This window comes from Allobosea sp. BE125 (assembly GCF_031456075.1).
In the GTDB taxonomy this organism is placed as follows: Bacteria; Pseudomonadota; Alphaproteobacteria; order Rhizobiales; family Beijerinckiaceae; genus Allobosea.
Genome location: NZ_JAVDTY010000001.1, coordinates 1,081,788 through 1,102,591 on the forward strand (window position 1 = coordinate 1,081,788; position 20,804 = coordinate 1,102,591).

The 20,804-nt window shown below is 65.5% G+C and carries 21 protein-coding genes; 11 read left to right on the forward strand and 10 right to left on the reverse strand.

Annotated elements, in window-relative coordinates:
- Positions 1–66: 66 nt before the first annotated feature.
- Positions 67–420: a PilZ domain-containing protein gene (locus J2Y55_RS05165; RefSeq protein WP_310148512.1), complete on the reverse strand. Its 354-nt coding sequence runs from the start codon at positions 418–420 to the stop codon at positions 67–69.
- A 153-nt stretch (positions 421–573) separates the two neighbouring features.
- Here J2Y55_RS05165 and J2Y55_RS05170 point away from each other — a divergent pair, with 153 nt between their 5' ends.
- Together J2Y55_RS05170 and J2Y55_RS05175 are read left to right on the forward strand one after the other, a co-directional pair.
- Positions 574–1,830 (forward strand): class I SAM-dependent methyltransferase, encoded by a 1,257-nt coding sequence (locus J2Y55_RS05170; RefSeq protein ID WP_310148515.1) that lies wholly within the window; start codon positions 574–576, stop codon positions 1,828–1,830.
- A gap of 8 nt (positions 1,831–1,838) precedes the next feature.
- A complete protein-coding gene (locus J2Y55_RS05175) occupies positions 1,839–2,099 on the forward strand; it encodes a hypothetical protein (protein ID WP_310148518.1) in 261 nt (86 codons plus the stop codon).
- 58 nt (positions 2,100–2,157) lie between these two features.
- On the opposite strand, the gene J2Y55_RS05180 is transcribed toward J2Y55_RS05175, so the two are convergent.
- Genes J2Y55_RS05180 through J2Y55_RS05190 form a run of 3 tightly spaced genes read right to left on the reverse strand, consistent with a single transcriptional unit; the run spans position 2,158 to position 4,186 of the window.
- A complete protein-coding gene (locus J2Y55_RS05180) occupies positions 2,158–2,691 on the reverse strand; it encodes a GNAT family N-acetyltransferase (protein WP_310148521.1) in 534 nt (177 codons plus the stop codon).
- Entirely contained in the window at positions 2,684–3,238 is a 555-nt protein-coding gene (locus J2Y55_RS05185) for a DUF1697 domain-containing protein (RefSeq protein ID WP_310148524.1), read from the reverse strand. Before J2Y55_RS05185 ends, J2Y55_RS05180 begins: the two co-directional genes overlap by 8 nt.
- A 45-nt stretch (positions 3,239–3,283) precedes the next feature.
- Positions 3,284–4,186 (reverse strand): DMT family transporter, encoded by a 903-nt coding sequence (locus J2Y55_RS05190; protein WP_310148527.1) that lies wholly within the window; start codon positions 4,184–4,186, stop codon positions 3,284–3,286.
- Between the two features lie 90 nt (positions 4,187–4,276).
- Here J2Y55_RS05190 and J2Y55_RS05195 point away from each other — a divergent pair, with 90 nt between their 5' ends.
- Positions 4,277–5,209 (forward strand): LysR substrate-binding domain-containing protein, encoded by a 933-nt coding sequence (locus tag J2Y55_RS05195; RefSeq protein WP_310148530.1) that lies wholly within the window; start codon positions 4,277–4,279, stop codon positions 5,207–5,209.
- Between the two features lie 117 nt (positions 5,210–5,326).
- On the opposite strand, the gene J2Y55_RS05200 is transcribed toward J2Y55_RS05195, so the two are convergent.
- Positions 5,327–5,953 carry a TetR/AcrR family transcriptional regulator gene (locus tag J2Y55_RS05200; RefSeq protein ID WP_310148533.1) on the reverse strand — a complete coding sequence of 209 codons (627 nt, stop codon included), beginning with the start codon at positions 5,951–5,953 and terminating at the stop codon, positions 5,327–5,329.
- Positions 5,954–6,069: 116 nt separating this feature from the next.
- Here J2Y55_RS05200 and J2Y55_RS05205 point away from each other — a divergent pair, with 116 nt between their 5' ends.
- Entirely contained in the window at positions 6,070–7,617 is a 1,548-nt protein-coding gene (locus J2Y55_RS05205) for an FAD-dependent monooxygenase (RefSeq protein ID WP_310148536.1), read from the forward strand.
- Between the two features lie 138 nt (positions 7,618–7,755).
- Positions 7,756–9,750: a phospholipase D-like domain-containing protein gene (locus tag J2Y55_RS05210; RefSeq protein ID WP_310148540.1), complete on the forward strand. Its 1,995-nt coding sequence runs from the start codon at positions 7,756–7,758 to the stop codon at positions 9,748–9,750.
- Positions 9,751–9,790: 40 nt separating this feature from the next.
- On the opposite strand, the gene J2Y55_RS05215 is transcribed toward J2Y55_RS05210, so the two are convergent.
- Together J2Y55_RS05215 and J2Y55_RS05220 are read right to left on the reverse strand one after the other, a co-directional pair.
- Positions 9,791–10,609: a prephenate dehydrogenase/arogenate dehydrogenase family protein gene (locus J2Y55_RS05215; protein WP_310148543.1), complete on the reverse strand. Its 819-nt coding sequence runs from the start codon at positions 10,607–10,609 to the stop codon at positions 9,791–9,793.
- 196 nt (positions 10,610–10,805) lie between these two features.
- Positions 10,806–11,498 carry a GntR family transcriptional regulator gene (locus J2Y55_RS05220; protein WP_310148546.1) on the reverse strand — a complete coding sequence of 231 codons (693 nt, stop codon included), beginning with the start codon at positions 11,496–11,498 and terminating at the stop codon, positions 10,806–10,808.
- Positions 11,499–11,752: 254 nt separating this feature from the next.
- Between J2Y55_RS05220 and J2Y55_RS05225 the strand changes: the two genes are divergently transcribed.
- The gene (locus J2Y55_RS05225; protein WP_310148549.1) at positions 11,753–12,586 is read left to right on the forward strand and encodes a transporter substrate-binding domain-containing protein; all 834 of its coding nucleotides are present in this window, start codon (positions 11,753–11,755) and stop codon (positions 12,584–12,586) included.
- 78 nt (positions 12,587–12,664) lie between these two features.
- Positions 12,665–13,102, forward strand: a complete 438-nt coding sequence (locus J2Y55_RS05230) for a type II 3-dehydroquinate dehydratase (protein ID WP_310148552.1) — start codon at positions 12,665–12,667, stop codon at positions 13,100–13,102.
- Positions 13,103–13,313: 211 nt separating this feature from the next.
- Here J2Y55_RS05230 and J2Y55_RS05235 read toward each other — a convergent pair whose 3' ends face one another.
- The gene (locus J2Y55_RS05235) at positions 13,314–13,652 is read right to left on the reverse strand and encodes an NIPSNAP family protein (RefSeq protein WP_310148555.1); all 339 of its coding nucleotides are present in this window, start codon (positions 13,650–13,652) and stop codon (positions 13,314–13,316) included.
- Positions 13,653–13,828: 176 nt separating this feature from the next.
- Complete coding sequence (carA, locus tag J2Y55_RS05240) at positions 13,829–15,037, reverse strand: glutamine-hydrolyzing carbamoyl-phosphate synthase small subunit (protein WP_310148558.1); 1,209 nt, start codon at positions 15,035–15,037, stop codon at positions 13,829–13,831.
- Between the two features lie 156 nt (positions 15,038–15,193).
- On the opposite strand from carA, the gene J2Y55_RS05245 reads away from it, so the two are divergent.
- The 4 genes from J2Y55_RS05245 (at position 15,194) to J2Y55_RS05260 (ending at position 20,233) form a co-directional block, all read left to right on the forward strand.
- Entirely contained in the window at positions 15,194–15,655 is a 462-nt protein-coding gene (locus J2Y55_RS05245; protein ID WP_310148562.1) for a GatB/YqeY domain-containing protein, read from the forward strand.
- Between the two features lie 118 nt (positions 15,656–15,773).
- A complete protein-coding gene (gene dnaG, locus J2Y55_RS05250) occupies positions 15,774–17,678 on the forward strand; it encodes a DNA primase (protein WP_310148565.1) in 1,905 nt (634 codons plus the stop codon).
- 203 nt (positions 17,679–17,881) lie between these two features.
- Positions 17,882–19,909 (forward strand): RNA polymerase sigma factor RpoD, encoded by a 2,028-nt coding sequence (gene rpoD, locus J2Y55_RS05255; RefSeq protein ID WP_092167073.1) that lies wholly within the window; start codon positions 17,882–17,884, stop codon positions 19,907–19,909.
- Positions 19,910–19,987: 78 nt separating this feature from the next.
- Entirely contained in the window at positions 19,988–20,233 is a 246-nt protein-coding gene (locus tag J2Y55_RS05260; protein ID WP_310148570.1) for a hypothetical protein, read from the forward strand.
- An 85-nt stretch (positions 20,234–20,318) separates the two neighbouring features.
- Here the strand turns inward: J2Y55_RS05260 and J2Y55_RS05265 are convergent, their stop codons facing one another.
- The gene (locus tag J2Y55_RS05265; protein WP_310148572.1) at positions 20,319–20,750 is read right to left on the reverse strand and encodes a winged helix-turn-helix transcriptional regulator; all 432 of its coding nucleotides are present in this window, start codon (positions 20,748–20,750) and stop codon (positions 20,319–20,321) included.
- Positions 20,751–20,804 lie beyond the last annotated feature (54 nt).

A 20,804-nucleotide genomic window follows, 5' to 3' on the forward strand; every position in this document is an offset into this window, starting at 1 on the left:
ACCGGTTTTTTGCAGTGATCCTGCTCTCACTCCTGGATGAGAGATGGATTCGGATGTCAGATGGGATCACGTCCTGGTCGCATCTGACATCGTCCGGCTCTCGGCCGATGGCGAAGCGTTGCGCAACTCAGCGTCCAGGGGCTTGGGGTCTGTGGCCTCTCCCTCGGCTGCGGCCTCGTCGAGAAAGCGGATGCCGATCTCGCGCTTCCTGATCCAGATGAGGGCAGCCGGCGCGAAGATCTTGTCCTCGTCGTGATAGCGAAGTTCGAGCGGCAGCGGCCGGTCGCTCTCCGGCTTCAGCCGGGCGCCGCTCGGCGACAGGTCCATGATGCGACATTCGACGAGGAAACGCTGCGACGCGTCGAACAGCTTCGCCGAGCGCAGGCGCGAGCGCCAGCGCTTCGAGCTTCGTTTTTCCATGCGCGTTGCCTTCTTGCCGTTGCGCTTCGGCCCGAGAACCTGATCCAGTGGGGTTGCGCGGGGCTGGAGACAGCGCCTCCGCGAGGCGGCGAGGGTGCGCGGCTTGCCAAGCGCGGCGCCGGCTCTAAGCTTCGCGCGAATCCGAGGGCGACGATGTTTTTGCTACCCAAGCTGTTGAAGCGCTTCGTCCGGCACGGCCGGCTGACCGTGATCACCCCCGACAACCAGCGCCATGTCTTCGGCTCCGGGCCGGCCGAGATCCTGTTCGCGGGCCAGATCAAGACGGCGCCGGCCGTCACCGTGCGCTTCCATGACGACAAGATCGAACGCGAGATCTTCCTCAATCCGGAAATGGCGCTGGCCGAAGGCTATATGGACGGCCGGATCGATTTCGAGGACGGCTCGTCGATCCATGATCTGCTGTCGCTGTTCTGGATGCAGCGCAAGGAGTTGCGCAAGCACCCGATCCAGAAGGTCGTCCGCAATATCCGCTTCCGCATCCGGCGCTTCCGCATGCACAACCCGCTCGGGCTCGCCGGCAAGAAGGTCAAGCACCACTACGACATCCCGACCGAGTTCTATAAGCTCTGGCTCGACGAGACGATGACCTATTCCTGCGCCTATTGGCACAGCCCCGAGGTCGGGCTGGAAGCTGCGCAGAAGGCCAAGCTGCGCCATCTCGCGGCCAAGCTGAAGATCGAGCCAGGCATGACCGTGCTCGATATCGGTTCGGGCTGGGGCGAGCTCGCGATCTATCTCGCCAAGGCCTGCGGCGCGAAGGTGACGGGGCTCAACGTCTCGCCTGACCAGATGGCGGCTGCGCAGAAGCGCGCAGAAGCCGCGGGCGTCGGTGATGCCGTGACTTTCATCAACAAGGACTATCGCGAGCTCAAGGGCAGCTTCGAGCGTGTCGTCTCGGTCGGCATGATGGAGCATGTCGGCGTCGCGCATTACCTTGAATATTTCGAGGCCATTCGTGACCTGCTGAAGCCGGACGGCATTGCGCTGGTGCACTGCATCGGCCGCGTCGGGCCGCCGGGCTTCACCGGACCGTTCTTCGACAAATACATCTTCCCGGGCGGCTACGCGCCGGCGATGTCGGAGGTCTTCGCTGCGGTCGAACAGACCGGCCTGTGGTCGTCGGATTGCGAGTTCTGGCGGCGGCACTACCATTGGACGCTCCATGCCTGGCGCGAGCGCTTCATGGCCCACCGGCCGGAGGTCGTGACGATGATGGGCGAGCGCTTCGCGCGGATGTGGGAGTTCTATCTCTCGGCCTGCGAAATCTCCTTCGACATCGGCGGCGACATGGTCTTCCAGCTCCTGCTCGGCCCGCATAAGAGCGCCGTGCCGGTGGTGCGCGACTACATCACGGATGCCGAGAAGGCGCTGGAAGCGCGGGGATTCTGACGAAGGTCATGTCGGGGCGCATCGACCCATCCTGGCTCGTGTTCGACAGCGTCGAGAACGCCGAGCATGACCGTTGCGTCGATTGCTTCTCGCGGCCGGACGGCAGCTTCGGCTTCGAGGAATTCCGGCGCGACGTCGAGGATGGCGGCGCCTGGACGCCGGTGCAGCACTATTCCGGCCTGAGCTACAAGACGAAGGACGAGGCCCTGCTCGCGGGGCGCAAGGCCGTGATCTGGCTTGCCGAAGCGCTGGAGCGCCGCTCACGCTGATCAATATGGCTGGGGCAGTTTCCGATCCACTTCGCTCGAAAACACTCTATCGCGGCGTTCAGTCGGGCGCGGCCTCCGAAAAATCCAGCGCCAGCAGCGCCTCGTCGAAAAATGCGCCGTCGATGCGTAGCGCCTTCGATTCGATGCCATAGGGCTTGAAACCGAGGCGTTCATAGAGGCGCAGCGCGACGCTGTTGGTCGTCACGGCGCGCGCCTGCAGCACCAGCACATGCTGCGCCGCATGGGCCCTTACCGCTTCGATCAGCGCTTGAGCGCCGCCGCGCCCGCGCCAGCCCGGCGCGAGATAGACGCCCCAGAGCGTACCGCGATGCCGGCTCTTCTCGGAGTTCCCAGCGAGGAAACCCGCCATGCCGACCAGCTCCGCATTCGCGAATGCCCCGAAGACGAGGCTCGGCGGAGCAGGCGTGATGCGCGCGATGAAGGCTTCAAGCGGGCGCGCCGCCTCCTCGGCATGGCTTGCGCCAAAGGCCTCGGGCGCCTGAAGCAGCGCCTGGAGGCGCAAGGCCTGATAGGCTTCCGCGTCAGTGGCATCGAGCGGCCTGATCGTGACGTCACCTCCGGTCTCAGCCATGGGCGGCGACCTCCTGGGCCAGCGTCGCGAGCTTCGTCAGCGTCGTCCAGTTTCGCGCCGTGCCCTGTACGCCGAGATGCCGTTCGATCACGGCATTGGTCAGCTTCGAGCGACCGATGCCCTCGCTGTAATGCAGATAGAGATCGCGGCCGCGCAGGCTGATCTCCTCGGGCCCCTTATGCCAGGCGCGCAGGCGGTCGATTGCGCCATCAGCCGGGACCGCGTCGAGCGGCATCACCAGAAGCCAGTTCGGTTGGCGCTCCGCGGCCGGCAGTGGAGAATGCGCGAGTATGTCCTGCAACTGGCCTTGGCTGCGGGCAATCACGCGCGGGCGCAGCGAATGCGTGGCGGCGATCGCCTCTTCCAGCTTCAGGGCGATTATGTCGCGCGCCTCGCCGTCATGGCAGGCGACGAGGTTGCCGCTCTGCAGCAGGGTCGCGGCATGGCGAAGGCCCAGCGGCGGGCAGAGCGCGCGCAGGGTCGCCATCTTGATGGTGCTGGCGCCGCCGAGATTGACGGCGCGCAGGAGGAAGATCGTCACAGGCATGGCGGGGCAGTATCGCAGCCCCGCCGCCGGGTTGGAAGCGCGGCGTCAGCGCTTCAGATTGACGATGACGACGCCGCCCAGCGCCATCGCGCCGCCGAGGATGCCGAGGAGGCTCGGCACCTCGCCGAGCCAGAGATAGCTGATCAGGAGCGAGACCGGCGGGGCGGCATAGAGCAGGTTCGAGGCGCGGCCCGCCGGCAGGCGCGAGAGCAGCGTCGTCCAAGTCGCATAGGTGATCAGGCTCGGCACGATGGCGAGATAGAACATGGCGTAGAGGCTGGCGGTCGAGGCGGTCTGCGCCTGGGCGATGCCGCTTGGCAGGAAGGGCGAGAGCAGGAGGCCGCCGACCACCATGTTCCAGGCCGTCACCGTCAGCGGCTTGTGCTGGGCGAAGAGCGGCTTCTGCACGATGGTGGTCAGCGAGTTGCACAAAGCCGCGCCGAGCACCAGCAGCACACCGATGCCGAGGTCGAGCGCAGCCCCGTTCTGTCCGAAGGCGATCACCCCGACGCCGGCGAGCGAGATCGCGCTGCCGAGCCATTGGCTGCCGCTGAAACGCTCGCCCAGCACCAGCATGGCGAGCGCCGCCGTGATGATCGGGTTGATGTTGATGATGAAGCTTGCCGCCCCGGCCGAGACCGTCTGCTGGCCGAGATTGAGCAGCACGGTGTAGCCCGCGACGAAGACGAGCCCGCCGAAGCCGAAGCGCCAGGCGTCGCGCCATTCCGGCAGCTTTGGCCGCGTGACGGCAAGGAACAGCGCGGCCGGTACGGCGGCGATGGCGAAGCGCACCGCGCCGAGTTCGAGCGCCCCGAAGCCGCCGAGCGCGGCGCGGATCGCGGGGAAGGCCGAGGCCCAGGCGATGATGGTGAAAATCGCCAGCCCCAGCGTCGTCGAGTCGAAGGAGGACTTGGCGGGGATTGGCGCTGCGGTGCAGGCGGCGGTCATGGCGAACCTCATCGAGGAGAGAGCATGACCCGCCATAGATACCCGCCCCAGCTGATTGACAAACGATGAATTCGAGGGCGAGCTGTGAGAATGGATCACAGCTCGAACCTTCCCCCGCTCGACACGCTGCGCGCTTTCGAGACCGCGGCGCGCACCGGCAGCTTCTCGGCCGCGGCCGAGGCGCTGAACCTGACCCATGGCGCGGTCAGCCGGCAGGTGGCCAAGCTGGAGCATTGGCTGGGCCTGCGCGTCTTCGAGCGGCAGGCGCGTGGCGTGGCGCTGACGCCCGAGGGCCAACGCCTGCTCCAGCGCACGCAGGAGGCGTTTTCGCTGATTGCCGATACCTCGGACCGCTGGACCGAAGCGCGGGGCGCGGCCGTGGTGCGCTTCAGCGCGACGCCCTCCGTCTGCAGCCTCTGGCTGATGCCGCGCATGCACCAGCTCGAAAGCGGCAATCCGGCCCTGCGCATCGTGCTGCAGGTCGACCATCGTCGCGTCGATCTCGAGGATGAGGGCATCGACCTGGCCATTCGCTGCGGGCGCGGCGGCGCGCCCGGCCGCGTCTCGGTGCAGCTCTTCGAGGAATGGTGCTATCCGATCGCCTCGCCGGAGCTCGCTCGGGCAATCGGGCAGGGCCGGCCGGAGCGCCTGCTGGCGCATCCGCTGATCCATGATTCGGATGCCGCCGGCTGGCGTGCCTGGTTTGCGAGCCACGGGCTGGATTATCGCCCACGCCCGCAGGATCGAAGGTTCGAGGACTATAATCTCGTGCTCGACGCTGCCGCCTGCGGGCTTGGTCTGGCTCTCGCCCGCCCGCCTCTGGCGCATGCCCAGGTTGAGGCGGGCCGGGTCGCGATGGTGGACCCTCGCACTGCGCTCAACCCGGTCTCCTATTGGCTCGACCGCCCGCTCGGCCAGCTGCGTCCGGCCGCGCTCTCGCTGGCGCTGCGGATCGCGAAGGAGGCGGGGCTGTCTGCCGGCAAGCTCGCAGGATTCCTGAAGATCGAGGCGAAGGCGGCGTGAGGCTTGTGGCCTCGTTGCGTCACTGACGGCCGCTCTCGACCCCCGGCGGGCCTTGCGAAGGTTTGTTTTCGAGCTGCTTGCCGGCTACCGCGCCGATCTGCCGGACATTCTTCGAAGTCAGACATAAGGCGTGCCGACGAGTGCGGCGGCGACGCCGGCGAAGCCGCGTTCCAGCACGCCCATGAAAGCTGCCTCGGGCTCTCGGTTCCCGCGAAAGGCGCGTAGCGCCTCGCCGTAAGCGACCACCAGCGTGGCCATCAGCATCGCCGCCGCGAGACGCGCGTCGGGGTCGGAATGCCGCCTGCCCACCGCGTCGGACAGCATGGCTGCGAGATCATCGGCGAGCGTCACCTGAAGCTCGCGGGCGCGCGCAGTCAGGGCCGGACTCTCCGCGACGGTGCGCCAGAACTGGACGGGCCGCTCCGTGATCCTGAACAGGGGGTGTTGCGCCTCGACCAGCCTGCGCATCAGCGTCTGGAACGCCTCGACCGGCGAGTACCCATCGCGACCGGCGAGTGCTTCCCGCACCAGCGCGCGCACTTCCTCCTCGCGATCGAAGACCAGATCCTCCTTCCGGGGGAAGTAGTTGAACACCGTCTTCCTCGCGACGTCCGCTGCCTCAGCGACATCGGCGACGGAGACGTTGTCGAAGCCGCGTTCGACGAACAGGCGTGTGGCGACGTTGGAGATCGCCTGACGCGTCATCTCCTTCTTGCGGTCGCGGAGTCCGAGTCGGTTTGACATGTCGATATCTATACCATAGATAAATTTACACTGAGTATAATAATTTGCCCTATCGAGCGCGCCGACGCGCATCATCGCGGTCGGCATCGATCCGATGGGCACTTGAGGAATTTGCCTTGATCTACGATGTCGTGATCGCCGGGGCTGGCCCTGTCGGCCTGTTTCTCGCCTGCGAGCTGCGTCTCGCGGGCGTTTCGGTCCTGGTGCTGGAGCAGGCCGAGGACCCGCGCTCGCCCTTGAAGCGGCTTCCGTTCGGGATGCGCGGCCTCTCAACGCCGACGATCGAAGCCTTTGACCGCCGCGGATTGCTGAACGAGATCGCGGCGCCGCAACCCGCGAAAGACGGCTCGGGCACCGGCAGTGCTTTGACAGCTGCGCATTGGATGCAACAGCCGCGCCGCCCGGGCGGCCATTTCGCCGGCATCCAGTTCTACGAGGACAAGATCGACACCTCGAAATGGCCCTATCGCCTGCCAAATTCGGCCAGCACCAGCATGTTGGTTGAGATGGAACAGCTCGAATCCGCCTTGGCGGTTCGCGCAAACGCGATGGGCGTCGAGATCAGGCGCGGCCGCGGCGTCGAAGGCTTCGACCAGTCGGATGACGCTGTTACCGTTCGCGCTGGCGGCGAGATTTTTCGCGGACGCTGGCTTGTCGGTTGCGATGGCGGCCGCAGCACGGTTCGCAAGGCTGGCGGTTTTGCGTTCGCCGGCACCGATCCCGAGTTCACCGGCTATTCCGTTGATGTCGAGATGGCCGATCCGGATCAGCTCCGCCTTGGTCGCCATTACACGCCTGCGGGCATGTATACCTACTCACGGCCCGGGACGATCGCGATGGTCGCGTTCGACGGGGGCGCCTTCCATCGAACCCGGCCGGTCACGCTCGAGCACGTGCAGGCGGTTTTGCGCCGCATCTCCGACACGGACGTCACTGTGACGGCCTTGAAGCTTGCCACGACCTGGACGGATCGCGCCTACCAGGCGACCGCCTACCGCAAGGGGCGGGTGCTGCTCGCCGGCGATGCCGCGCATATCCATTCGCCCTTGGGCGGCCAGGGGCTCAATCTCGGGCTCGGCGACGCGATGAACCTTGGCTGGAAACTGGCGTCCACGATCCGTGGCGACGCGCCGGTCGGTCTCCTCGACAGCTATGCGAGCGAACGGCATCCGGTGGGAGCGCAGGTTCTTGACTGGTCGCGCGCCCAGGTCGCGCTGATGCGGCCAGCCAAGAGTTCACGCGCGCTGGAAGCCATCATCCGCGATCTCATCGATACGCGTGACGGCGCGACATATTTCGCCGAGCGCGTCTGGGGTGTTTCTCTCCGCTATGATCTTGGCGGTGGCCACCCGCTGCTGGGCCGCAGCGCTCCCGACTTCGCGCTGGCCGACGGGAGCACGCTCGGCGATCTCCTCAGGGCAGGCAAAGGCCTGTTGCTGGACTTTGACACTGGTGCTCCGCTCCAGGCGCTTGCAACGCGCTGGAATGGTCGCATTGCCTATGTCGCCGGTGACGCCAGGGATCGGCTGGGCTTGAGTGCTGTGCTTGTCCGTCCCGATGGCGTCGTCGCCTGGGCCGTTGAAGGCGCCCCTGACCCCGAGGAAGCTGCTCAGGCCGCATCGCGATGGTTCGGCGAGCCCATAGAGGTTTGCGAGTCTGCCTGAGCCGGCCCGTGTCTGCTATGTCCGTCAACCACCAGTTGCGGACTCGACGCGACAGCGACATGCATTGGTCATCGGCGAGGCGCATTCTATCGTGCCACCACCGGCCGCCGGGCTGGGTCGTGGTCTGGGGGCGGCATGATGCAGATCATCAAGGCAACCGCAATCGTCAACAACGAGGTCGCGTTCCTGGCATGGCGGACCGATCCCGATCCGATCCCTGACTGTGTCGGCTTCCACATCGTCCGAGAATATCTCGACGCAAACGATCAGGTGACGAGCGAGCGGCCGCTTGCCGCTTATGTCGCTTTCCAGGGACAGTCGAACCCCGACTGGCAGGCACAGAACACCAGTGTCTGGCCGATACAGAAGTTCAATTGGCGCGACCTCACGCTGCGGCGCCGTCGTGACGCCGCCAATCTCCGGCCCGAAAATGAGCGGCTGCGCTACCGCATCCGTCCGATAGGCCATTTGCGCGCCGGGCTCGAAGAAGTGGTGCCCGTCCGCGAGAGCCACTGGGACGCAAAACGCAATCGGCGCGTCGAGCATGGCTATCAAGGCGCGCCGGTCCGGCTCGGCTATCTGGGACCCGCGGCCTTCACCAATATCGTCGAGGCGACACGGCGACGGGGGCCGTTCATCTCCACTTTCACCAACGGCATTCTCTCGAGCCAGTTCCTGATCCGCGTGCTCGAGGAGGATGACGGCAAGATCGGGCGCAGCGAACTCGAAGCGCGGCTGCGCGACCCGGCTGACGTGCTGCGGCGCTATCTCGCCGGCGACGTTCCCACCACGATCACGGAGTTCCTGAGCCGAGCGGGCGGGCGCTTCCATGCCGCCCTCTACGAGCTTGAAGATCGGCAGTTGCTCGATCTTCTGGTCGCAGCAGCTCCCCGCATGCAGCTGATCCTGTCCGATGCAGGCTCCCGGGACACCAAGGACAAGGTGACCAAGAAGGTCATTCACACCGACTACGACACGCGAAACGAGGACGCCCGCGCGGCGCTGCGTGCAATCGCCGATGCGCCGGGAGCGACGTTCCGGATGCAGGACCGATTGTTCAATGGCAGCGGCCATATCGGCCACAACAAGTTCGTCATCTGGTCTGACGACCAGGGAACGCCTCAGTCGGTGCTGACCGGCTCGACCAACTGGACGTGGAGCGGGATCTCTGGCCAGAGCAATAATTGCATCGTCATCGAAGATGCGAATGTGGCGCGCGCATTCCTCGGATATTGGCAGCGCCTGTTCGATCACCCGTTGCCGCAGCCTGCGAATACGGGGGATGCCAATACGGGGGCGGATCAGGGCGATGTGGTAAAGGCCGCCGACCGTACGCCGGTAACCGGCGATCTCGCCAATGGCGCTGCGTTCGAATGCTGGTTCTCGCCCAATGTGCCAGGCGCAAAACAGCCGCCTTCGGCGCGCGCCAAGCGCCAACCGGCGCCGCCGCCCGACATGGACCGGTTGTTCTCGCTGATGCGCCGCGCGCACAGGATGATCCTGTTCGCCGTGTTCCTGCCATCCAAGGGCGGGGTGCACTCGATCATCTCGCAAGCGATCGATCTCGGCCTGGCCGATACCAGCCTGGAGGTGGTCGGCGCGATCTCCGATCCGCTGGCCTGGGGCTATCAGCCCTCGGGCGTCGGCCCGGACGGCAAACCCCTGGTGCCGAGTTCGCCCTTCATCATCCAGCAGGGCGGCGTCAATGTCGTGCGCGCAACCGCGCTCACCGATCGTGATATCGGCCGCGGGCTCGGCAATTTCGTCAACAAGGAAATCCTGAGCGCGGGCAAGGCGATCATCCACGACAAGATCCTGGTGATCGACCCGCTCGACCGGGAGAACTGCGTGGTCGCGTTCGGCAGCCACAATCTCGGTTACAAGGCCTCCTATTCCAACGATGAGAACCTGGTGATCATCCAGCGCGATCCCTCGCTCGCCCAGGCCTATGCCGCGCATGTGCTCGACGTGTTCGATCACTATCGCTTCCGCGCTGCCGAAGCGGAGAAATCGGCCGAGATGAAGCGCGCGGGCCTCGCCGCGTCATCGAGCCCGACCGACGGCTTCCTCAGCACCGACGACCGTTGGCAGATCAATGCGAACCGGCGGATTTCGGCCTATTTCGCGCAATAGCGGCTGCACTTGGCAGGTGCGGCGCAGGATGCTCGCCATCTCACGCGGCTGACGCTTCGCGCTCCGCTGCTTCCGCGCTCAACCCTTCCGCGCTCTCCGCGCGATGCCCATGCTCCAAGGTCTCGGTCAGCTCTTCCGCATAGCTGAAGAAGCGCTCGCGCACGGCCCGCGCATGCGGGTTGGCGCGTTCGATTGCGAGGAAGACGCCGGGCGCGTCATGGCGCACCATTTCGGTCGCCTGCATCAACAGCTCGAAGCTCTTCGTCGTCATGCGGCGCGGCATCGGCTCCATGCGGACGAGGATCTTTGCGACGAGATGGGTCAGCCCCTGCACCATCGCCATGTCGCGGTCATGCGCATCCGGCGTGGTCAGGATGACGTCGAGCTTCAGGACATGGCGCAGGAAGGCGGCGATCCGGCGAAAGCTCTCGCCGCGGATCGGGCAGAGCGCGATCTTCAGGCCTGCGATGCCGTTGCGCGCGCTTTGCGGGCCGAAGAGCGGGTGCGTACCGATGATCTCGACATCGCCCGGCAGGCCCGCGAGCAGCAGGCGCGCCGGTTCGATCTTAACCGAGCCGACATCGAGCACGATCGCACCGGTGCGCAGATGCGGGCGCAGGCTCGCCATGGCCTCCGGCAGCCGGTCGACCGGAACGGCGAGGATGACGATGTCGCAGGCGGCAACCTGCGCGATGCCGCCGGGAGCCAGGCCCATGCCCGCGCCGTCGGCTTCAGGCGCGCGCGCCGGATCGAAGACGACAAGCGGCAGATGCGGCTGGAGGTGCCGCGCCATCAACCGGCCGAAGGCGCCAAAGCCCATCAGGCCGATGGAGGAGAATGAATGTCGCTGGGTAGGCATCGTCTGGTCCTCTCGGGGGCCGCGATGCCGGGTGACTGCCTTTAGTTCATCCGCCAAACGCAGCGGTTGAACATGAAAATGCGCCCGCTCTTATGAAAAGAGCGCGTAATACTGCTGGGTGCGGAGCAGGGCGGGGCTGGTCATGCGCTGCTTAAATCCCGCGCCGGAGGGGCTGTCAACCGGGAAGCGGTCGGCCTCAGCTCGACAGACCCCGGCTGAGCGCGAAGTCGACGCAGCCCCAGATATGGGCGGACAGGATCTCCTGTGCCCTGGCGGCTTCGCGCTTCAAGGCGGCGTCCAGCAGGGCCCGGTGCTCGTCGGCGGCGATCTCGCCGCGGAAGATGACGAAGACCATCTGGTAGCGCAGATAGCGGTCATAGACGCCCGAATGCAGGGCCAGCAGCGCGCGCGAACCGCAGGCCGAGACCAGTGCCTGATGAAATTCCCAGTCATAGCGTTTCCAGGGTTCGGCATTGGAGCGGTCGCCGGCAAGCAGCCGGTCTTCCATCCGGGCGAGCTTGTGATGGGCGGCGACGACGCGGCCTTCCCATTCCATGTCGCCGGCCTGGAAGGATTGCTCCATCGCATGGCGTTCGAGCAGGAGGCGCAGCGCGGCGATCTCCTTGAGGTCGGTTGCCGAACAGGGTGCGACCTGGAAACCGCGCTGTCCCTCGGCGACGACCAGGCCTTCCGGCACCAGGCGGTTGAGGATTTCGCGCAAGGTGCTGATGCCGACGCCGTAATCGAGGCGCAGCCTTTCCAGCTTGAGCCGCTGCCCGGGCTGCAGGCGGCCGAAAACGATGTCGGTGCGCAACCGCTCATAGGCCTGCTCGCCGGCCGTTCCGGCGTCGGTCTCGTCGCGCAGGATCTGGGCCGAAAGCTCGTTCATTCACAGTGCTCGCATTCGCAGGCTCGTCCCTGGGCCTATCGCGCTCCGGCATAGACCGGGGCGGGAAAGGAGGCCAGCCGGGGCACCATAGCCGATGCCGGCTCCAATTATATCTGATATTTTATGATTCATCAGTTGAATTTAATATCAGCAGATGAAAGATTGATAGCCGAGCTACCCGCGGCAAGCGGGAGCGAGAGCCGATCACGGCCGCAAAGCGCTGTGCGACCCGTAGCCCTGGGGAGGGAACACCGATGTCTGGACCGAAATTTTTGCGACGCGACATCCTGCTGGGAGGCGCTGCGCTTCTCGCTGCGCCGGCGATTGCGACCCGGCCCGCGCTGGCGATCACGCCGGCCGAGATCAAGAGCCGGGGCAAGCTGGTGGTCGGGATCCAGGGCGACAACCCGCCCTGGGGTTTCGTCAACAGCGCCGGCAAGCAGGAGGGGCTGGATGCCGATATTGCCGAGCTCTTCGGCAAGGAGCTCGGCGTCGCGATCGAGTTCGTGGCGCTGGAGGTCAACAACCGCATTCCGGCGCTGACGACCGGGCGCGTCGACCTGCTCTTCGCCACGATGGCGATGCTGCCGGAGCGGGCCAAGGCCGTGCAGTTCAGCAAGCCCTATGTCGCCAACACCATCGTCCTGATCGGCCCGAAGGCGGAAAGCATCAAGACCAATGCGGATATGGGCCGCTACACCATCGGCGTGGCGAAGGGCGCGGCCCAGGACACGCAAGTGACCAAGAATGCGCCGGCCAACACCACGATCCGCCGCTATGACGGCGATGCGCCGAGCATCCAGGCGCTGGTCTCGGGCCAGGTCCAGGCGCTGGGCGGCAACATCTTCTACCTCCAGCGGATCGAGCAGGCGCGGCCCGGCATCTTCGAGAACAAGCTCGAATTCCAGAACCTCTACAACGGCGCCTGCACGCGTTTGGGGGAGAAGGAGATCAACGCCGCGATCAATGTCTTCATCGACAAGATCAAGGCCAATGGCGAGCTTCAGAAGGTCTACGACAAGTGGATGAAGGTGCCGGTGCATAAATTCCCGGACAGCATCGAGAACATCCCCTTCACCGTCAGCTGATCGCGGCTCGCCGCCGCGCCGCCATCCCGGTGGCGCGGCGGGTTAGCCAGTTAGCGGCGGTCGCTGCGGAGCCTGTCCATGAAAAAGCCGATCTATGTCCTGAACGGACCCAATCTGAACCGCCTCGGCCGCCGCCAGCCCGAGATCTACGGCCATACCACGCTGGCCGAGGTCGAGGCGCTCTGCCGGGCTGCGGTGCCTGAGCGCGAGATCGTCTTCCGCCAGTCCAACCGGGAATACGAGCTGATCGAATGGATCCATGAGGCGATCGACGAGGGTGCCGGCATCCTCATCAACCCGGCCGGCTTCACCTTCACCTCCGTCGCGATCATGGACGCGCTCAAGATGTTCGAGGGCCCGATCATCGAGTTCCACATCTCGAACGTCCACAAGCGCGAGGCGATCTACCACAAATCCCTGATCTCGCCGGTCGTCACAGTGGTGATGGCCGGGCTCGGCGCTCGCGGCTACGCTACCGCGCTGATCGCGATGCAGGATCTGTTGAGCCAGAGCTAACGGCCTTGGACCGGACGAGAATCCTCATCCCGGGACGCCCTTTGGACGCCCAGGGATGACGGAGAGGTTCTGAGCCAAGCCGTGGACTTTGGAAGGTCAGGTTGCGTTCGCGGCTGGCGCCAGGCTCCAGCAATCAAGCCTCTCAGCCGGACCGAGGCCTTCATGTCTCGGCCCCCGTCGGCGTTGCCCAATGCGGGCTCGGCGCCTGCGCTCAAGCGGAAATCGCGCCGGTCGGCGAATAGTCCGTCAGCGTCATGATCCGGTCCTCGATCGTGCCGACGAGATTGCCATATTCGATCGAGGTGACACGCTTGGTCTCGATCCATTCCGGGTCGGCGAGGAACGTCGTCCAGCGCGCCGTCCGGGTCTCGTTGTCGGGCCAGGCGAGGATATAGGCGAATTCGGTGCGGCCGGCGCTCGCGGTCTCCCACATCGCCACGATCTGGAAGCCGTGCCGCGCCATGATCCGCATCGCATGGTCGCGGAAGCGGGCGTGGAAGGCGGCCTTGTTGCGCTCGAAGATCTCGTAGATGCGCAGTTGGTGGATCATGCCCGGCTCCTTTGTCGATAGTCGCAGCCCTCATCCTGAGGGCCGCGAAAGCGGCATCTCAAGGGATGGTTGAGAGCGTGCTGGAGCATCCTTCGAGACGTGGGCTTCGTCCACTCCTCAGGATGAGGGCTGAATGCCGCGCTCAGGCCGCCGTCTTGCTCAGGCTGCCGTCTTGTTCAAGTGGCCGTCTTGGCCTTTTCCGCCGCCATCATCTCGACGAAGCGGGTGAACAGGTAGTGGCTGTCCTGCGGGCCCGGCGAGGCTTCGGGGTGGTGCTGCACGCTGAAGGCCGGGCGGTCGGTCAGGGCGATGCCGCTGTTGGAGCCGTCGAAGAGCGAGACATGGGTCTCGACCGCATGCGCCGGCAAAGAGGCCGGATCGACGGCGAAGCCGTGGTTCATCGAGACGATCTCGACCTTGCCCGTGGTCTTGTCCTGCACAGGGTGGTTGGCGCCGTGGTGGCCCTGCTTCATCTTCATGGTCTGGCCGCCGATGGCGAGCGCCATCATCTGGTGGCCGAGGCAGATGCCGAAGGTCGGGATCTTCCTGTCGAGCAGCGCCTTGATCACCGGCACGGCATATTCGCCGGTTGCAGCCGGGTCGCCTGGTCCGTTCGAGAGGAAGATGCCATCGGGCTGCAGCGCCAGGATGTCCTCGGCGCTGGCGGTCGAGGGCACCACCGTGACCTCGCAGCCGGCCTTGGAGAGCAGGCGCAGGATGTTGCGCTTCACGCCGTAGTCGATGGCGACGACCTTGTGGACCACGCTCTCGCGCTTGCCATAGCCCACGGGCCAGATCCATGGCGTCTCGTCCCAGCTATAGCGCTGGGCGGCGGTGACCAGCGGCACGAGATCGAGCCCGGCCATATCGGGCAGGGCCGCGGCCTCGCGCTTGAGCTGCTCGATGTCGAAGACACCGTCAGGGCTGTGGGCGATGATCGCGTTGGGCATGCCGTTGTCGCGGATCAGGGCGGTCAGCGCGCGGGTGTCGATGCCGCTGATGCCGACGATGTTGCGGGCCTTCAGCCAGGCGTCGAAATGCCGGTTGGCGCGCCAGTTCGAGGGCTCGGTGATCGCGGCATGCAGCACGAGGCCGCGCACGCCCGAGGAGGCTGCGGCGTTGACCGTCTCGACGTCGTCCTCGTTGACGCCGACATTGCCGATATGGGGGAAGGTGAAGGTGATGATCTGCCCGGCATAGGACGGGTCGGTCAGGATCTCCTGATAGCCGGTCATCGCCGTGTTGAAGCAGAGTTCGCCGGGCGCCTGGCCGGTCGCGCCCAGGCCGAAGCCCTCGAGCACCAAGCCGTTGGCCAGCACCAGGAGCGCGGTCGCGCGCGGTTCGATCCAGCCGCCGGCGGCGGGGTTTCCTTCGGGAGCGGTCATGTCTATGTCTCGGTCCAGGCCGCGCTGGGCGGCAATGTTTCAAGGCGGGCAGCGGCTTTGTCGCTCCGCCGGTCTGGAGCGCGAGCCTTAAAGGCGCGCCTTCATGCCGTCAATCGATGCGGGCGCAAGCCTGCGGCACAAAAAGGGAATACCCACATGACAAGCCTGCGCGAGCGCTTCACGGCCGATCTCAAGGAGGCGATGAAGGCCGGCGAAAAGGGCAAGGTCTCGACCATCCGCCTGATCACCTCGGCGCTGAAGGACAAGGACATCGAGGCGCGCGGCCTGGGCAAGCCTGAGACGACGCCCGACGAAATCCTCGCCTTGCTGCAGAAGATGATCAAGCAGCGCCAGGAATCGATCGCGATCTACGACGCCAATGGCCGCCCCGAGCTCGCCGCAGGCGAGCGCGCCGAGGTCGAGGTCATCAACCTTTATCTGCCCAAGCAGATGTCGGAGGACGAGGTCAAGGCAGTGATCGCGGCGGCCGTGACCGAGAGCGGCGCAGCGTCCGTCAAGGACATGGGCAAGGTCATCGCGATCCTGCGCGCGAAATTCGCCGGCCAGATGGATTTCGCCAAAGCGAGCGGCCTGGTGAAGGCGGCGCTGGGTGGGTGAATGGGGGGCGGGCTCAGGCCCGCTCCACTGTTTCGACCGCTGTGGATTGCGCCGATAAACCGGGCCATCGTGATATCCGCGATTGGCTTCCGGCGCGCACACGCCCACATAGAAGGTCATGAAGTTCCCGCCCTCCATCCTGGAAGAGATCAAGGCGCGGCTGCCTGTGTCGGCGGTCGTGGGCAAGCGCGTGCGCCTGGCCAAATCAGGCCGCGAATGGAAGGGCCTGTCGCCCTTCAACGCGGAGAAGACGCCCTCCTTCTTCGTCAACGACCAGAAGGGCTCGTTCTTCGATTTCTCCTCGGGCAAGAACGGCGACATCTTCAAATTCGTGATGGAGACGGAAGGGCTTTCCTTCCCGGAAGCCGTCGAGAAGCTCGCGTCCGAAGCCGGCGTGACGCTGCCGAAGATTACGCATGAGGCGCAGGTCCAGGAAGAGAAGCGCAAGGGCCTGCATGAGGTCGTCGAGCTCGCAGCGCGTTTCTTCGAGGCCGAGCTCATGGGCGATCGCGGCTCAGGCGCGCGGCGCTATCTCTCGGGCCGGGGCCTGGAGGGCGAGGCGCGCAAGCTCTTCCGCATCGGCTATGGCCCGCCGGACCGCTTCGCCTTGCGCGATCACCTCGCAGCCAAGGGTGTCGACGCCGCGCTGATGATGGAGACGGGGCTGCTCGTGCATGGCGACGAGATCGCTGTGCCCTATGATCGCTTCCGCGACCGCATCATGTTCCCGATCCATGATGCGCGCGGGCGGGTGATCGCTTTTGGCGGGCGGGCGATGAGCGCCGAGGTCTCGGCGAAATATCTGAACTCGCCGGAGACGCCGCTCTTCCACAAGGGCTCGCTGCTGTTCAACCACCACAATGCCCGCAAGGGCGCGCATGACACCGGGCAGGTGATCGTCGTCGAGGGCTATGTCGACGTGATCGCGATGACGCTGGCGGGCTTTCCGCAGACGGTCGCGCCGCTGGGCACGGCGCTGACCGAGGATCAGCTCGGCCTGCTCTGGCGGATGGCCGACGAGCCGGTGATCTGCCTCGACGGCGACAAGGCCGGGCGCAAGGCGGCCAGCCGCGCGATCGACCTCGCGCTGCCAATGCTCGAGCCGGGCAAGTCGCTTGCCTTCGCGACCTTGCCTGACGGGCAGGATCCCGACGATCTGGCACGTTCGGGCGGCAAGATGGCGGTCGCCGAGGTGCTGCAGGCAGCGCGTCCGCTGGTCGACATGCTCTGGACGCGCGAGGTCGAGGCCGGCCCACTCGATACACCCGAGCGTCGCGCCGCCTTCGAGCGTCGACTGAAGGAGCCGCTCGGCCAGATCAAGGACGAGGCGACGCGCCGGCACTACCGCCGCGAGATGGATGAGCGCTTGGCCCAGCTTTTCGCCAGCGCCGCTCCCGCGCGGGCCGAGCGTGGCCGTGACGGCGGCTTTCAGCGCGGCCGCCCGCAAGGCGGCGGCGCTGGGCGCGGTGGTTTCCGTCAGGCCGTGGCGCCCTGGGCCGTCGGCCCGCTCAAGGCGAGCAGCCAGTTGACGCAGTCGCGGATGATGGCGGGCCGTCGCGGCGAGGATGTGCGCGAGGCCTTCATCCTGCTGGCGCTGGCGAGCCATCCCGATCTGATCTTGCGCTGCGCCGACGAGATTGCCGAGCTCGCGCTCGACGGCCCCGCCGCCGAGCGCTTCCGCCAGGTGCTGCTCGAGGCTGCCATGGATGACAGTCTCGACGAGAATGCGCTGGCCGATCGCCTGGTCCAGCCGCGTGTGCAGGAGGCCCAGAGCGCGCTATTGGCGATCACCGGGCCGGCCGAGCGCCAAAAATTGACGCAAGCGGCTGATCCAGAATCGGTTTTCGACTCAATTCGTCAGGCTATCGTCTTGCATCATCGCGCGCGAACGTTACATAGCGAGCTGAAGGCAGCCGAGCGCGCATTGGCTGACGAAGCGACCGAAGCCAATTTTGCCTGGATCAAGGACGTCAAGGCCCGCCTCGAGACGATCGAGGGCACGGAGGCCATGTCCGGAGATTGAGGGCTAGCTGCTCCGGCTTCCGCGGTCATGCTATGCGTGCCGATTGCAGGTGGTTTACGATTCATCAACGATGATCGGCGCCATCTGGCCGAAGTGATTTGGGTGGGGTGAGCGCGCCGGACCAGCGGCCGCGCCGCCCTTTTATGCGTCTGCATGTGGCTTCTTCCGAGCCGTGGCGACGCGCGAGTGCGGAGCGCTGATTGATGGCGACAAAAGCGAGCGAACGGGAAAAGACCGACCAGGTCGCGCCGGAAGCCCCCCCGACGTCCGATGGACCGTTGCTCGATCTGACCGATCAGGCCGTAAGGCGGATGATCAAGCTCGCTAAGAAGCGCGGCTATGTCACCTATGACGAACTGAACGAAGTCCTGCCCTCGGAGGAGTTCTCCTCCGAGCAGATCGAGGATGTGCTCGGCCAGCTCAGCGAGCAGGGCATCAACGTCGTTGACAATGAGGATCCCGAAGCATCGGGCGAGGAGCGCGCGGCTGCGCGCACCGGCACGAATGGCGACGAGGAAGAGAGCGAAGGCGAGCTCGTCGAGACGCAGCGCTCGGCGCTGCCCGTCGAGGTCAAGCGCAATCTCGAGCCGACCGAGCGCACCGACGATCCGGTGCGGATGTATCTGCGCGAGATGGGCTCGGTCGAACTGCTCTCCCGCGAGGGCGAAATCGCCATCGCCAAGCGCATCGAGGCCGGCCGCGAGGCGATGATCGCGGGCCTCTGCGAGAGCCCGCTGACCTTCCAGGCCATCATCATCTGGCGCGACGAGCTCGTCGAAGGCAAGGTGCTGCTGCGCGACATCATCGATCTGGAAGCGACCTATGCCGGCCCGGACGGCAAGAACCCGTCGCAATTGCCTGGCGAAGGCGAGGAGGGCGAGCCCGGCGAGGCTCCCGCGCCCGCCGGCGAGGTGCCGGAAGGCGAATTGCCGTCCGACATGGACGATGACGACATCGAGAACAACGTCTCGCTCTCGGCCATGGAAGCCGAGCTCAAGCCGCGCGTGCTCGAGACCTTCGATTCGATCGCCGACAACTACAAGAAGCTGCGTCGCCTGCAGGACCAGGACATCGCCAACCGGCTGGAGAACACCAAACTCTCGCCGTCGCAGGACCGCAAATACAAGAAGCTCAAGGACGACATCATCACCGCGGTGAAGTCGCTCTCGCTCAACAACAACCGCATCGAGGCGCTGGTCGAGCAGCTCTACGACATCAACAAGCGGCTGATTTCACACGAGACGCGCCTGCTGCGCCTGGCCGAGAGCTACGGCGTCGGCCGCGAGGACTTCCTCAAGCAGCATGTCGGCGGCGAGCTCGACCCGAAATGGGTTCTGCGCGTTTCCAAGCTGGGCTCGCGTGGCTGGCGTGAATTCGTCGGCGCAGAATTGGAGCGGATCAAGCAACTGCGCGAGGAGATCCATACGCTGGCCTCCGAGACCGGCCTGGAGATCCAGGAGTTCCGCAAGATCGTGCTGATGGTCCAGAAGGGCGAGCGCGAGGCCCGGCAGGCGAAGAAGGAGATGATCGAGGCCAATCTTCGCCTCGTGATCTCGATCGCCAAGAAGTACACGAACCGCGGCCTGCAATTCCTGGATCTGATCCAGGAAGGCAATATCGGCCTGATGAAGGCGGTCGACAAGTTCGAGTACCGCCGTGGCTACAAGTTCTCGACCTACGCGACATGGTGGATCCGCCAGGCGATCACGCGTTCGATCGCCGACCAGGCCCGCACCATCCGCATCCCGGTGCACATGATCGAGACGATCAACAAGATCGTCCGGACTTCGCGCCAGATGCTGCACGAGATCGGCCGCGAGCCGACCCCGGAGGAGCTGGCCGAGAAGCTTGCCATGCCGCTGGAGAAGGTGCGCAAGGTCCTCAAGATCGCCAAGGAGCCGATCTCGCTCGAAACCCCGATCGGCGACGAGGAAGACAGCCATCTCGGCGACTTCATCGAGGACAAGAACGCGATCCTGCCGATCGACGCGGCGATCCAGAGCAATCTGCGCGAGACGACGACGCGGGTGCTGGCCTCGCTGACGCCGCGCGAGGAGCGCGTGCTGCGCATGCGCTTCGGCATCGGCATGAACACCGACCACACGCTGGAAGAGGTCGGCCAGCAGTTCAGCGTCACGCGCGAACGTATCCGTCAGATCGAGGCGAAGGCGCTCAGGAAGCTGAAGCATCCGAGCCGGAGCCGGAAGCTCAGGAGCTTCCTGGACAATTGAGGTGATCAAGGCGGGTCGAGAGACCCGCCTTTTTTCTTGGCCAAGACGGTGCCAAGATGGCGGCTTCAGGGGGCAGCCATGACCGACAAGCCTGATCTGGCGGAAATCGAAGCGGCGGTGCAAGCCGCCCAGGCGCAGGCCGAAGCGCAGCGGAAGCAGCCCGCCGTGGCGAGCGATACGGGCAGCACGGCGAGCGATGGCGTCGGCGACGTCATCAGCGCCGTCCTTGACGGCACGCTCGACATTGCAGGCAGCGTACTCTCCAGCGCCGGCGAAGCCGCCGCTTCGGTGATCGGCGGTATCTTCGAAGGTCTGGGCTCCTAGATCACTTTTCTGCTCGTATCCCTACCTGCGGGGACAGCCGATCGTCTGATCCGCCGCGCCCTGGCTTTATCTGCCGTGGGGCGATTCATTCGGCTGCCGCGATGCGAATCGGGCGTGTTCCGATCGGAGCGCCGGTCTCGCGGTCGATGGTGACGGCATCGATCTCGGTTCCGGTCTCGGCGTCGAAGAATCGTGTCACCTTGCCCCCGCCGCGATGCTTGCGTCCCCAGGCGCCGATCGCAAACAGCACCGGCAGAAAGTCGCGGCCGGCTTGCGTCAGCACATATTCGTCCCGTGGCGGGCGCTCGGAATAGCGGCGTTTCTCCAGCATTCCGTCCTCGGTCAGGGCCGAAAGTCGCCCGGTCAGCATCGTCGGCGCGATGCCGAGGCTTTTGCGGAAATCATCGAAGCGGGTCAGCCCGGCATGGGCGTCGCGCATGATCAGCATGCTCCACGCGTCCCCCACGAGCGCCAGGCTCCGCGCGATCAGGCATGGCTGGTCCGAAAGATTCTTCATGTCGATATCTTTTCGATAGTGACTTGATACGGATTTGATAGTAACTAATCGCCC

Bases quoted from the DNA above. Each gene is read 5' to 3' on its own strand.
- J2Y55_RS05165 (WP_310148512.1), bottom strand. From the start codon at position 420: ATGGAAAAACGAAGCTCGAAGCGCTGGCGCTCGCGCCTGCGCTCGGCG.
- J2Y55_RS05170 (WP_310148515.1), top strand. From the start codon at position 574: ATGTTTTTGCTACCCAAGCTGTTGAAGCGCTTCGTCCGGCACGGCCGG.
- J2Y55_RS05175 (WP_310148518.1), top strand. From the start codon at position 1,839: ATGTCGGGGCGCATCGACCCATCCTGGCTCGTGTTCGACAGCGTCGAG.
- J2Y55_RS05180 (WP_310148521.1), bottom strand. From the start codon at position 2,691: ATGGCTGAGACCGGAGGTGACGTCACGATCAGGCCGCTCGATGCCACT.
- J2Y55_RS05185 (WP_310148524.1), bottom strand. From the start codon at position 3,238: ATGCCTGTGACGATCTTCCTCCTGCGCGCCGTCAATCTCGGCGGCGCC.
- J2Y55_RS05190 (WP_310148527.1), bottom strand. From the start codon at position 4,186: ATGACCGCCGCCTGCACCGCAGCGCCAATCCCCGCCAAGTCCTCCTTC.
- J2Y55_RS05195 (WP_310148530.1), top strand. From the start codon at position 4,277: ATGGATCACAGCTCGAACCTTCCCCCGCTCGACACGCTGCGCGCTTTC.
- J2Y55_RS05200 (WP_310148533.1), bottom strand. From the start codon at position 5,953: ATGTCAAACCGACTCGGACTCCGCGACCGCAAGAAGGAGATGACGCGT.
- J2Y55_RS05210 (WP_310148540.1), top strand. From the start codon at position 7,756: ATGCAGATCATCAAGGCAACCGCAATCGTCAACAACGAGGTCGCGTTC.
- J2Y55_RS05215 (WP_310148543.1), bottom strand. From the start codon at position 10,609: ATGCCTACCCAGCGACATTCATTCTCCTCCATCGGCCTGATGGGCTTT.
- J2Y55_RS05220 (WP_310148546.1), bottom strand. From the start codon at position 11,498: ATGAACGAGCTTTCGGCCCAGATCCTGCGCGACGAGACCGACGCCGGA.
- J2Y55_RS05225 (WP_310148549.1), top strand. From the start codon at position 11,753: ATGTCTGGACCGAAATTTTTGCGACGCGACATCCTGCTGGGAGGCGCT.
- J2Y55_RS05230 (WP_310148552.1), top strand. From the start codon at position 12,665: ATGAAAAAGCCGATCTATGTCCTGAACGGACCCAATCTGAACCGCCTC.
- J2Y55_RS05235 (WP_310148555.1), bottom strand. From the start codon at position 13,652: ATGATCCACCAACTGCGCATCTACGAGATCTTCGAGCGCAACAAGGCC.
- carA (WP_310148558.1), bottom strand. From the start codon at position 15,037: ATGACCGCTCCCGAAGGAAACCCCGCCGCCGGCGGCTGGATCGAACCG.
- J2Y55_RS05245 (WP_310148562.1), top strand. From the start codon at position 15,194: ATGACAAGCCTGCGCGAGCGCTTCACGGCCGATCTCAAGGAGGCGATG.
- dnaG (WP_310148565.1), top strand. From the start codon at position 15,774: ATGAAGTTCCCGCCCTCCATCCTGGAAGAGATCAAGGCGCGGCTGCCT.
- rpoD (WP_092167073.1), top strand. From the start codon at position 17,882: ATGGCGACAAAAGCGAGCGAACGGGAAAAGACCGACCAGGTCGCGCCG.
- J2Y55_RS05260 (WP_310148570.1), top strand. From the start codon at position 19,988: ATGACCGACAAGCCTGATCTGGCGGAAATCGAAGCGGCGGTGCAAGCC.
- J2Y55_RS05265 (WP_310148572.1), bottom strand. From the start codon at position 20,750: ATGAAGAATCTTTCGGACCAGCCATGCCTGATCGCGCGGAGCCTGGCG.